The 11,700-nt window shown below is 65.7% G+C and carries 8 protein-coding genes; 5 read left to right on the top strand and 3 right to left on the bottom strand.

Going from position 1 to position 11,700, the window contains the following annotated elements; translation table 11 throughout:
- Window positions 1-26: 26 nt before the first annotated feature.
- Window positions 27-581, bottom strand: a complete 555-nt coding sequence (locus BI327_RS37420) for a chlorite dismutase family protein (RefSeq protein ID WP_076866486.1) — start codon at window positions 579-581, stop codon at window positions 27-29.
- Window positions 582-794: 213 nt separating this feature from the next.
- Here BI327_RS37420 and dnaG point away from each other — a divergent pair, with 213 nt between their 5' ends.
- Both dnaG and rpoD read left to right on the top strand, forming a co-directional pair.
- Window positions 795-2,816, top strand: coding sequence for a DNA primase (dnaG, locus tag BI327_RS37425; protein ID WP_076866489.1), 2,022 nt, complete (start codon window positions 795-797; stop codon window positions 2,814-2,816).
- 253 nt (window positions 2,817-3,069) lie between these two features.
- Entirely contained in the window at window positions 3,070-5,202 is a 2,133-nt protein-coding gene (gene rpoD / locus BI327_RS37430; protein ID WP_076866491.1) for an RNA polymerase sigma factor RpoD, read from the top strand.
- Window positions 5,203-5,588: 386 nt separating this feature from the next.
- Here rpoD and BI327_RS37435 read toward each other — a convergent pair whose 3' ends face one another.
- Together BI327_RS37435 and BI327_RS37440 are read right to left on the bottom strand one after the other, a co-directional pair.
- Complete coding sequence (locus BI327_RS37435) at window positions 5,589-5,825, bottom strand: hypothetical protein (RefSeq protein ID WP_050426044.1); 237 nt, start codon at window positions 5,823-5,825, stop codon at window positions 5,589-5,591.
- A 182-nt stretch (window positions 5,826-6,007) separates the two neighbouring features.
- Window positions 6,008-8,830: a CHAT domain-containing protein gene (locus tag BI327_RS37440; protein ID WP_076866493.1), complete on the bottom strand. Its 2,823-nt coding sequence runs from the start codon at window positions 8,828-8,830 to the stop codon at window positions 6,008-6,010.
- Window positions 8,831-9,267: 437 nt separating this feature from the next.
- Between BI327_RS37440 and BI327_RS37445 the strand changes: the two genes are divergently transcribed.
- The 3 genes from BI327_RS37445 (at window position 9,268) to BI327_RS37455 (ending at window position 11,615) form a co-directional block, all read left to right on the top strand.
- Window positions 9,268-9,678, top strand: coding sequence for an ester cyclase (locus BI327_RS37445; protein WP_076866495.1), 411 nt, complete (start codon window positions 9,268-9,270; stop codon window positions 9,676-9,678).
- Window positions 9,679-9,841: 163 nt separating this feature from the next.
- Entirely contained in the window at window positions 9,842-10,648 is an 807-nt protein-coding gene (locus BI327_RS37450) for a lytic murein transglycosylase (protein ID WP_076866496.1), read from the top strand.
- Between the two features lie 121 nt (window positions 10,649-10,769).
- Entirely contained in the window at window positions 10,770-11,615 is an 846-nt protein-coding gene (locus BI327_RS37455) for an FRG domain-containing protein (RefSeq protein ID WP_076866498.1), read from the top strand.
- Window positions 11,616-11,700: the final 85 nt, after the last annotated feature.

The raw sequence follows: 11,700 nt of genomic DNA on the forward strand, positions 1-11,700 counted from the left end.
GCCATGACAGGTTGAAAGAGCTCGCGTCACACCTCCCGCTCGACGCGGATATCCACCTCGCGCTCGACGAAGCTCCATTCCTCGGTCGCGCGCAGCATGGCGACCAGCTCGTCGAACAGGCTGGCATGCTCGGGGGCGAATTCGAACCAGGTCAGGAAGTCGAAGGGCATGCCGAGGTCGCGGGCGTGAAACAGCTGGCGGGCGATCGCCGGCAGGTATTTCAGCGTGCCTTCGATGTGGTGCGACTTGTCCTCAAAGATCGCGCGCCGCTCCTCCTGCGTAAGATCCCACCACGCCGCGGATTTCCGGATAGGGATCAGCGCCGCAAGCGTCGCCTCGCTGCGGCCGAGCCCGGCCTGCACGGCAACGAGCTTCTCGCGTTCTTCCTTCTGGGTGTAGCGCAGATGGCTGGCGACACCTGCAAGCCGCCAGGAGGTCTGCGCCGGCAACAGCGGCAGCGCGATCGCGTCGCTCGCAACGATCGACAGCGCCGCGACCTTCGGCAGCGTCTCGCCCTTCACCCTCGTGATGGACGTGACCTGCCAGCCGCCGCTCTGTCCGCCTCTGAACGTCGTGAACATGACGCTATCCAATCCCGGAAGCGGGGAGGGGGCAAGTTGGCTGAATCATCTCTCCACCGAGGATTTCGGGGTAGCCCGGCGGGACCGGCCGTGACATGACGGGGCCTGTGAATAGCCCGGAAAAACCCCACATTGTTCGTCCAACCGGCCGGCGCCCCTATATGGCTAACCGGTTGACCAGCGACTCACCGGATACCACGCTAAGATCGTCCTATGCGCTTCACGCCCGAATTCCTCGATGAGCTGCGCGCCCGGCTTCCGGTCTCGGAAGTCGTGGGCAAGCGCGTCAAGCTCAAGAAGGCCGGGCGGGAGTGGAAGGGCCTGTCGCCGTTCCAGCAGGAGAAGACGCCGTCGTTCTTTGTCAACGACCAGAAGCAGGCCTGGTTTGATTTCTCCTCCGGGCTGAATGGCAACATCTTCGATTTCCTCATGAAGACCGAGGGCGTGACGTTCCCGGAGGCGGTCGAGCGCCTCGCCGCGATGGCGGGCGTTTCGCTGCCGGCTGCGACGCCCGATGCGGCGCGGAATGCTCAGCACCGCCGCACCCTGCACGACGTGATGGAACTGGCGACCAAGTTCTTCGCGGACACGCTGGCCTCGCGCAATGGCGCCAAGGCGCGCGGCTACCTCGCCGACCGCGCCATCTCGCCGGCGACCCAGCTCCAGTTCCGGATGGGCTACGCGCCGCCGGATCGCTTTGCGCTGAAGGAGCATCTCGGCGCGCAGGGCATTTCGACCGAGGACATGGTCGAGGCGGGGCTGCTGGTGTCCGGCGACGACAAGCCGGTGCCGTTCGATCGCTTCCGCGACCGCGTCATGTTCCCGATCACGGACGCCCGTGGCCGCGTCATCGCGTTCGGCGGCCGGGCGCTGGAGAAGGACGTTCCGGCAAAATACCTGAACTCGCCGGAAACCACGCTGTTTCACAAAGGCGACAATCTCTACAATTTGTTCACCGCGCGGCAGGCCGCGCATGACGGCGCGCAGCTGATCGTCGTCGAGGGCTATGTCGACGTCATCGCCATGGTCACCTCGGGCTTCCCCGGCGCCGTCGCGCCGCTCGGTACCGCGCTGACCGAGAACCAGCTCGCGTTGCTCTGGAAGATGGTCGACGAGCCGATCCTCTGCTTCGACGGCGACCGTGCCGGCAAGAAGGCCGCGTACCGCGCGGCCGACATCGCCCTGCCGCAGCTCAAGCCGGGCAAGAGCCTGCGCATCGCGTTGCTGCCGGAAGGGCAAGACCCCGACGACCTCGCCCGCTCCGGCGGCCGCGCCGCGATCGAGGACGTGATCTCGGCGGCGCGTCCGCTCGCTGAGATGATCTGGTCGCGCGAGATCGAGGGCGGCAATTTCGATACGCCCGAGCGCCGGGCCGCACTCGAGGCCAAGATCGGCGAGCTCACCAACGGCATCCGCGACGAGGTGGTGCGCCGCTATTACCGTCAGGATTTGCAGGAGCGGCTGCAACGCAGCTTCGCCCCGGAGGGGGGCCGCGGCGGTTATGGCCGCGGCGGCGGCTTCGGCAGAGGTAATTTCGGCGGCGGCCGCGGCGGCGAATCACCCCGCCAGTTTGTCCCCCGCGGACCCTCCCAGGGGGGCCAAGGCGGCCGGTTCGGGGCCAAGGGCGGCGTCACCCCCGGGATTTCACGGGGACCCTACCAGGCCGCCAGCCCCCAGCTCGCCAACAGCCCGATCATGCGCGGCCAGCGCAGCGCGATCTCCCGCCGCGAGGCCCTGATCCTGCAATGCCTGATCAACCACCCCTGGCTGCTGCACGACCATCTCGAGGAGGTGGCGGCGCTCGAACTCGCCCACCCCGAGGCCCACAAGCTCAGGGCGGCCATCATCGCGGCCTTTGCCCACGACCATCACCATTCCCCTGACGTCGAGGAGCAGGCCGAAAAGATGCGGGCCGATCTCGAAGCGGGCGGATTATCGCAGATTCTTCAAAGGGTTGAGCGGGCGATCACGACCCAGGCGGTGTGGGGTGCGCAGATCGGCGCGGCGCGCGAGGATGTTTTATCAACCTGGCGTCAACTCGTTGCCTTGCATCAGAAAACCCACGCCTTACTTAGGGAAAGAAAAGATGCGGAAGCGGCCTTGGCTGAAGACTCCAGCGAGGCCAATCTGGCATGGTTGCAGGATATCCAGGCCCGGATGGCAGAAGCCGATGGGACCGAAGCCCTGATTGAAGGGTTCGGAGAATTATCGGGCCGGTTCCAGCGTAATGTCTGATAACAAAAATGCTGCGGACGGCGCTGGCCGAGCCCGCAAAAAGACTCGCCAAACCCATGGTTTGGCTGCAAAAACAGGGTTAAGCGAAACTTAATAGCCTCGCGGCTATTCAAGATTGGAAACCGTTGAGACGGATGACAGGGGTGGCGAGATTTTGCGCCGCCCTTTGTGCGTCGAGAGAGTAAATCTAGATCTCATGCCGATGTGTGCGCGTGGCGCCATTTTGCATGACCGCGTTTCGGGAGCTTAGTGAATGGCCACCAAGGCAAAGACGCTGCAGGTTAAGGACAAGGAAAAAGACGACAAGGCAGCGGATGCTCCTGAGAAGGATTCCGCTGACGCGCCGTCGCCGTTGCTCGACCTGTCGGATGCCGCGGTGAAGAAGATGATCAAGCAGGCCAAGAAGCGCGGCTTCGTGACCTTCGATCAGCTCAACGAAGTGCTGCCCTCCGACACGACGTCGCCCGAACAGATCGAAGACATCATGTCGATGCTGTCAGACATGGGCATCAACGTCACCGAGGCCGACGACTCTGAAGGCGAGGACGAGAAGGACGACGGCGACGACGAGACCGACAACGAGCTCGTCGAGGTCACGCAGAAGGCCGTCACCGAGGTCAAGAAGTCGGAGCCCGGCGAGCGCACCGACGATCCCGTGCGCATGTATCTGCGCGAGATGGGCACCGTCGAGCTGCTGTCGCGCGAAGGCGAAATCGCGATCGCCAAGCGCATCGAGGCCGGCCGCGAGGCGATGATCGCGGGCCTCTGCGAAAGCCCGCTGACCTTCCAGGCCATCATCATCTGGCGTGACGAGCTCAACGAAGGAAAGATCTTCCTCCGCGACATCATCGATCTCGAAGCCACCTATGCCGGCCCCGAATCGAAGGGCGGCATCAATCCGAACCTGATCGGCAACAACGGCGCCGAGGGCGCCGCCGCTGAAGGCAATGGCAACGGCGCCGAAGGGGCCGCACCGGCCCATGTCGCGCCGCCCGCCGCTCCGCCGTCGCCGACCCCGTTCCGCGCCGCGCCCGCCGGTGGCGAAGCCGGCACCGAGGAGAAGGATCCCGGCGAGGCCGCCGCCGAAGGCGACATGGACGACGACGAGTTCGAGAACCAGATGTCGCTCGCCGCCATCGAGGCCGAGCTGAAGCCGAAGGTGGTCGAGACCTTCGACAAGATCGCATCCGAGTACAAGAAGCTGCGCCGCCTGCAGGAGCAGGACATCGCCAACCAGCTGCAGAGCGAGTCGCTGTCGCCGTCGCAGGAGCGCAAGTACAAGAAGCTGAAGGACGAGATCATCGTCGAGGTGAAGTCGCTGCGCCTCAACCAGGCCCGCATCGATTCACTGGTCGAGCAGCTCTACGACATCAACAAGAAGCTGGTCTCGTTCGAGGGCCGCCTGCTGCGCCTCGGCGACAGCCACGGCGTCGCGCGTGAAGACTTCCTGCGCAACTACCAGGGCTCGGAGCTCGATCCGCGCTGGCTCAATCGTGTCTCGAAGCTGTCGGCCAAGGGCTGGAAGAACTTCGTCCATCACGAGAAGGACCGCATCAAGGACCTGCGTCACGAGATCCAGTCGCTGGCGGCGCTCACCGGGCTCGAGATCGGCGAATTCCGCAAGATCGTGCACGGCGTGCAGAAGGGCGAGCGCGAGGCCCGTCAGGCCAAGAAGGAGATGGTGGAAGCCAACCTCCGTCTCGTGATCTCGATTGCCAAGAAGTACACCAACCGCGGCCTCCAGTTCCTCGACCTGATCCAGGAAGGCAATATCGGCCTGATGAAGGCGGTCGATAAGTTCGAATATCGCCGCGGCTACAAGTTCTCGACCTACGCCACCTGGTGGATCCGGCAGGCGATCACCCGCTCGATCGCCGACCAGGCCCGCACCATCCGCATCCCCGTGCACATGATCGAGACGATCAACAAGATCGTCCGCACCTCGCGCCAGATGCTGAACGAGATCGGCCGCGAGCCGACCCCGGAAGAGCTTGCCGAGAAGCTCGGCATGCCGCTCGAGAAGGTCCGCAAGGTCCTCAAGATCGCCAAGGAGCCGCTGTCGCTCGAGACGCCGGTGGGTGACGAAGAGGATTCGCATCTCGGCGACTTCATCGAGGACAAGAATGCGATCCTGCCGATCGACGCGGCGATCCAGTCCAACCTGCGCGAGACGACGACGCGCGTCTTGGCCTCGCTCACCCCGCGCGAAGAGCGCGTGCTGCGCATGCGCTTCGGCATCGGCATGAACACCGACCACACGCTGGAAGAAGTCGGCCAGCAGTTCTCGGTCACCCGCGAACGTATCCGCCAGATCGAAGCCAAGGCGCTGCGCAAGCTGAAGCACCCGTCACGGTCGCGGAAGCTGCGGTCGTTCCTGGATAATTAAGACGACGTCATCCATCGAGACAAAAACGGCGGGCAAAGGCCCGCCGTTTTCATTTGTAGAGATCTCGCAAAATTCAAACGCCGGCGCCCGCGGCCACCCCTCTCCCCAATCCTCCCCCGCAAGGCGGCACTTCTGCGCGTCCTACCCTCAACTGTCGTCGCCCGGCTCGACCGGGCGATCCAGTACGCCGCGGCCTCTCGGCTCAAGCACTTCCGTCTCTGGAATACTGGATCACCCGCATGCGCGGGTGATGACATCCTGGTTGGGACGAGCAGAAGTGCCCCCTTGCGGGGGAGGGTGGGGAGAGGGTACCGCCTGCTCTGATGCTGATGGAGTGCGGAGATTGGTCAGCGAGTGGACTTGACGTAGCAACCGCCTCGCGCGCGCTACTTCTTCTTCGCGCCGACCCGTTCGATCGACTTGATCTCGAGCGGCGGGCGGCCGCCCTTTTCGGCGATCTCGCGGTCCTGGTCGCGCAGGAAGGCGCGCACCGGCTCGTCGCCGTCGAGCCCGCCAATGAGCTCCGAGGGCACGCGGCGGTTGGAGCGCTGCGAGCCGTCTTCATAGAACACGTTGAAGAAGGCGAATTCGCCTTTGGGATTGGTCCCGGGTTTTTTCGGCATGCGCGGCTTGTCCTCGATCGCAGCGCCGCTGTCAAAGCAAATCCCGCGCGCTAGCGCGCTGGGCTGCCCTGCGCAATCCGGCGGCGAAGGTCCTTGCGATGCGATCGGACGTAATCCCGCGAGATGTCAAGATGACAACGGCCTGCGAGATGTCCACCGTTCTCTTGCGTCCGGCGTCTGCCTCAGCCCTCGAACAGCACGAACGCCGCCCACACGCTGGCGTCGCCGGCGCCGGCGACCTTGCCGTCGCGCGCATCGCGCCTCGTCTGGCGCAGCGCGTCGGAATAGGTCAGGCCCTCGGCGAGGTGCTCGTAGAAGCGCACGGTGAAGTTCGCGGTGCCCTCGTCGGCGACCGGCCACAGCGTCAGCAGCGCGCGGCGGGCGCCGGCGATGCCGAGCGCGGTCGGCAGGCCGCGCAGGCCGCTGACAAAACTCTCGTCGCCGCGGCCGGTCTCGCAGGCCGACAGCACCAGCAGATCGAGCCCGGAGAGGTCCCAGTCCATCAATTCGAAGGCGTAGAGATAGCCGTCCTTGTCGTCGCGCAGCGGCCACCGGCTGTCGCCGGCGCCCGACAGCACGATGCCGCTCTGCCACAGCGTATCGAGGCCGGACGCGGTGCTGTCGTGATAGAAGCCGTGGGTTGCCAGATGTGCGATGCGGGCCTTGCCGATCTTGTCGCGCAGCACGCTTTCGCTGACACCGGCTCCGCTCAGCATCTCGACCGGCGCGCCGCGCGCGCGGGCGAGTTTTGCGATCGCCTCGATCTCGGTCCTGGTGCCGGGCAGGGGCATCGGCCCGGGCTCGCCGTATTCGATGCCGCCGGCGAGCAGCATCGCGCCGCGTTGGTCGAGCGTCTCGCGCGCATGGATCGCGATCAGCGCGTCGGGGCTGGTCAGCATCCGGATCGTGGTGCGGTCTTCCAGCAGGCCGCCGTCGGCGCGGGGCAACAGCGCGAACGGCACGGCAAACAGGAAGCCGTCAGGCACCACGTAGAGCGTGGTCTTGCCTTGCAGGACAGGCTCCAGCGGCGCGAACAGCCGCGCGCGAAGGTTCTGGAAACGGCCCTTGGTGTCCAGTCCCCGGTTGTCGAGTGCTTTGGTGTCGTCGAGATCCGGCGCGGTGGCCCGCGTCGTCCGCAGCCGCGCGATCTCGGTGCGCACCCCGGTGTCGACCATCCGGCCGGGATCGCCGAGATCGACCACGCGCGGCTCGCTCGTGGCGGTCTCGACGATGGCATAGAGCACGGTCGCCGACAGCGGCTCCTTCTGTTGGCGATCCGCCTTCCACTGCCGGGTGATGAAGTAGTTGATGACGGCTTCCTGCGGCGCCAGCAGCTGCGCGGGATGGATCGGGTCTTGCGGCAGCTTGACGCCGATCGCATCGAGCCGCTTGTTCAGCGCCTTCTCCGCCGCGTCCTGCCGCTGCCACACCGATCGCGCCCAGTCGTCGATATTGCCCGACGAGAACAGCTCCTGCTTCTCGCCGTTGAGCCGCAGCGCCGCGCGTACCAGCGTCGCGGTCTCCTCGTCCTTGCCCGCGACCTGCGTCTCGAGCTGGCGCAATGCCGTGGCGTCGCCGCCGCCGAGCGTCTTCCAGCGCAGCACGGCAGCGGCAAAGGCCGACTGTGCGACGGACGACCCGGCGCCGGTGGCGAAGCGGCCGAACGCGAACAGCAGATGGTCGGCATGGGCGCGGATCGCTTCGGCGACCGCGCGGTCGCCGGCCGTGCCGACCTCGCGCTTCATCCAGTCGAACATCTCGCGGTCGAGCGCGCTGAACGCCCGCACCGCGCGGTTCGGATCGGTCGCAATTTTGGCAACGGCGATGCCGAGCTTGATCTCGAAGGAGAGCGGATGCTGCGCGGTGAAGGCGCGGGTCGAGATCGCCAGCGCGGTTTCGCGCAGCCGCATGCCCGCGTCCCGCTCGCCGCGCTGCTCGCGCTTGCCGGCGGCCAGCACCGCGGCCTTGATGCGGAGGAAATCCGCGAAATTCTCCTCATTGGCGACGATCGCTTCCAGCCGCTCCAGGTCGGCTGGCGCGACCGCGATGTCGCCGGCGGCAAGCATGTCGGTGTAGAACAGCCAGGCATCGGCCTGACCGGCAAACGTCGGGTCCTTCGGCGCCAGCACGGTCGCGATCGCGCGATGCCGGCGGAAATAGCGGCGGGCGTCGTCGAAGCGGCCGAGGTTGAGGAAATCCTGCCCGGCGTTGTTGACCGTCACCAGCGTGTTGAGATGGTTCTCGCCGTAGCGCTTGACGCGCTTGTCGATCGCGAACTGATCGAGCTCGAGCGCCTTCGCCGGCGCGCCGATCTCGCGCAGCATGTCGGCATAATTGTTGGCGAGCTTCGCGGTGGTGCGATGGTCGGGCCCCAGCGCCTTCTCCGCGCGCTCGAAATTGTGCCGGCCCAGATTGGTCGCCGACGCCGCCGAGCCGTTGGCCGAGAGCGCGACCGCGAGCTTGTCATTGGCGATCAGCGATTCCTCCGAGCCTTCGCCCCAATAGGCATTGAAGGCCGCGATCCCCTTCAAGTAGAGCGGAACCGCCTCCGCGATCCGGGCGTGGTCGGACAGCAGGATGGCGTATTCCAGCAGCACGTCGGCATTGCCGGGCGGCGATTGCGCGGCCGCCTTGCTCTGGAATGCGCGCACGAACAGTTTTTCCGCGAGATCGTCGCGCTTGACCGCGCGCAACGCGGCGGTGGCGTCGTAGAACTGTCCCATCACGAACTGGGCGTCGTCCAATCTGTCCGCGGCGTCGAGCGCGGCAGTCAGTTGCGCAGTGCCGGCGTCGATCTTGCCGCTGCGCACGAGCGCGATGGCGTTCTTGATCTGCGCGGTGACCACCTGGGTGCTGCCGGCCGCTTGCGCCGGCGCGCGCTTGGTGCGGGCGTCCTGCGCGGCCGCACTGTCGATCGGTCCGGTCAGACCCGCGCCGAGCGCGAGGATGATGCCAAGCGATGTGGCGGCCCTGCGCGCGCGTACGAAACCCAAGGCGATCGTCATCAGCAGTACATCCTCATCTCAAAACGCGTCATCGGATGCATCCCCAAGTGACGGCGTCGTTGCAGCCGGCCGCCCGGCTTTAGCGTCGCGCCTTGCATGAACAAGACATGGCGGCCCGGCCGCGCCGGCGGAACCGGCTCGCCGGGCGCGTGCTTCTTGGTCGCCGCCAGCGCCGCCGGCGTTCACGCATCGGCGCCTCTGATGCGCCCGCGCGGCGCGCCGCTACTTGCATGCCAGCGGCATGATCAGGCCATCGGATGATGTTACCGCCGGCTGCCTCGCTCTCCCCGCAACCGTCTTTCGCTTCGAAGCCGGAACGCGCCAGGACCGAAAGCATTGATTTTTCTGACCATCGTCACTTGCGCCGGCCCGTCCGATTCGCGTATGAGGCGCATCCTTCCTTTTCTACAACTTTTCATTTGAGAGCCCGATCGCCGATGTCCAACGCCACAAGCGACGCCAACAAGGCGCTCGTGCTCGCGCATTACGACGCCGTGACCAATCGCCTCGATCCCGATGCGATCCGCGCGCAGCTGGCCTCGGACTTCTTCGATCATGCCGCGGGCAAGCGGATGAGCGCCGAGGAGGTGATCGCGCACGCGGCCGCGATGCACGAGACCTTCGCCGACCTGTCGGCGGTGGCCGAATGCCTGGTCGCCGAGCGCGACATCGTCGCCGGCCGCTTCGTCTGGCGCGGCCGCCACCGCAGCCCGTGGCGCGGCATTGCCGCGACCGGCCGTCACGTCGAATTCCGCGGCATGACGTTCTGGCGCATCAGGGATGGCAAGATCTCCGAGCGCTGGGCCGAGATCGATTTCGTGGGGCTGGAGCGGCAGTTGAAGGATTGATCATCCGCGTCGTGCCGCTCGGTTGATGAATGCGTCGCGGGAATTCACGGTACGAACATGGACTGAGGCGTGTAGCCGTGGAAGCGAATGTCGGTGCCGACGCTTTGACTGCCTCGTTTGCTCCATGGCATGATCGGCCATTCGAAGCAGGAGGGATGTTTGCATGCTCAGGTGTCGTTTGGCGGTCTTCTTCGGCGCCTTGCTGCTTGCCACCCCATCCTATGGCGCCCGCTGCGGCGGCAGCTTTCCCGCTTTCGTGCAGTCGTTCTCGCAGGAGGCGGCTAGCGCCGGGATCCAGCAGGATGTGATCTCCTCAGCACTCGGCGGGGTGCAGCAGGATGGCGGGGTGCTCGCCTTCGACCGGCGGCAGCGCTACACCTTCAACAAGACCTTCGAGCAGTATGTCGCAACCCGCGTCGGCTCCGGGCGCATCAATGGCGGGCGTGCGATGTTGCAGCGTCACGCCGCGCTGCTCTCGAAGATCGAGGCGCAATACGGCGTGCCGCGGCAGATCCTGGTCGCGATCTGGGGGCTCGAGACCGATTTCGGCAAGGGCGACATGGGCAAGCTGCCGGTGTTCCGCGTGCTCACCACGCTGGCGCATGATTGCCGCCGCACCGACCTGTTCCAGGGCGAGCTGCTCGCCGCGCTCAAGATCCTGCAACGCGGCGACCTCCGCCTCAACGACATGATCGGCGCCTATGCCGGCGAGATCGGCCAGACGCAATTTTTGCCGTCGTCCTACATCAAGTATGGCGTCGATTTCGACGGCGACGGCCATGTCGATCTGCGCCACTCGGTGCCCGACGTGCTGGCCTCGACTGCGAACCTGCTGCACACCAACGGCTTCAAGATGGGTGCGTCCTATGGCGAGGGCAGCGCCAATTTCGAGGCGATGCGCGAGTGGAACAGGGCGGTGATCTATCGCAAGACGATCGGGTACTTTGCCGATCAGCTCGTGGGACGGTGAGGGAGGCCGTTTTCGTAGGGCGGATTAGCCGAAGGCGTAATCCGCCGATCGCGCGTGGGATATCGGCGGATTACGCGGCGCTAATCCGCCCTACGATGATTGAGAGTGCGGGGCCCGTCCCATGGAAACCATCGGCAGCCGAAAGATCTGGTCGTTCTTCGATCGCCGCGGTTGCCAGGTCGCGAAGAACTCGGCGGTGCGGGAAGGGCCCGGCCATCGCGTCGGCTCGTATCTGGAGCTCGCCACCAAGATCGCCGAGCTGCAATTCCTCAACCGCGACCATGTGCTGCTGTTTCGTGGCCAGGGCGCCGATTACAGGAACATCAAGCGCAACTCGTCGCTGAAGCCGACGCTGTTTCGCGGCGGCCGCGGCAATCCGGATCAGGCGACGCTGGTCGAGCGGTTCGAGGCTTTGCGGCGCGCCGAGCAGATCCTGATCGCGGAATATGCCAGGGCAAAACTGCTCGGGGTCGAGCGGCTGAAGCGGCATCGCATCCTGCGCTGGTCGATCCTGCAGCATTACGAGGTCTGCACCACGCCGCTGCTCGACGTCACCCATTCGGTGCGCATCGCCGCGTCGTTCGCCTCGCTGGCCGAGACCGGCACCGCCTTCCTCTATGTGCTCGGCGTGCCGAACCTCAGCGGCGCGATCACCGCGAGCGCCGAGGCCGGCCTGCAGATCGTGCGGCTCTCCAGCGTCTGCCCGCCGTCGGCGGTGCGGCCGCACATCCAGGAGGGCTATCTGCTCGGCGAATATCCTGAAATGTCCGGCACCGAGCAGAAGGAAAACTACTTCCCCTACGAGATGGATTTCGGCCGCCGCCTGGTCGCAAAATTCGCGTTCACGCCGGCGTCGTTCTGGAAGAACGACAATTTTCCGCAGGTGGCGCGGAGCGCGCTTTACCCGTCGGAGCGGAGCGATCCGTTGTTCCGGCTGGCGCTCGGGGTGAAGAAGCAGCTTGGGTGAGCAGACTTCGCGCCGGTCCGTAGGATGGGTGCGGTAGATGCGTGACCGGACGATCGGGCCACATATTCGGTGTCGTCCCGGGCTT

Origin of the sequence: Bradyrhizobium mercantei (assembly GCF_001982635.1) — a bacterium.
In the GTDB taxonomy this organism is placed as follows: Bacteria; Pseudomonadota; Alphaproteobacteria; order Rhizobiales; family Xanthobacteraceae; genus Bradyrhizobium; species Bradyrhizobium mercantei.

What these genes read in the sequence shown, in the direction of transcription:
- BI327_RS37450 (WP_076866496.1), top strand. Translation starts at nt 9,842, where the DNA reads ATGCTCAGGTGTCGTTTGGCGGTCTTCTTCGGCGCCTTGCTGCTTGCC.
- dnaG (WP_076866489.1), top strand. Translation starts at nt 795, where the DNA reads ATGCGCTTCACGCCCGAATTCCTCGATGAGCTGCGCGCCCGGCTTCCG.
- BI327_RS37440 (WP_076866493.1), bottom strand. Translation starts at nt 8,830, where the DNA reads ATGACGATCGCCTTGGGTTTCGTACGCGCGCGCAGGGCCGCCACATCG.
- BI327_RS37455 (WP_076866498.1), top strand. Translation starts at nt 10,770, where the DNA reads ATGGAAACCATCGGCAGCCGAAAGATCTGGTCGTTCTTCGATCGCCGC.
- BI327_RS37435 (WP_050426044.1), bottom strand. Translation starts at nt 5,825, where the DNA reads ATGCCGAAAAAACCCGGGACCAATCCCAAAGGCGAATTCGCCTTCTTC.
- BI327_RS37445 (WP_076866495.1), top strand. Translation starts at nt 9,268, where the DNA reads ATGTCCAACGCCACAAGCGACGCCAACAAGGCGCTCGTGCTCGCGCAT.
- BI327_RS37420 (WP_076866486.1), bottom strand. Translation starts at nt 581, where the DNA reads ATGTTCACGACGTTCAGAGGCGGACAGAGCGGCGGCTGGCAGGTCACG.
- rpoD (WP_076866491.1), top strand. Translation starts at nt 3,070, where the DNA reads ATGGCCACCAAGGCAAAGACGCTGCAGGTTAAGGACAAGGAAAAAGAC.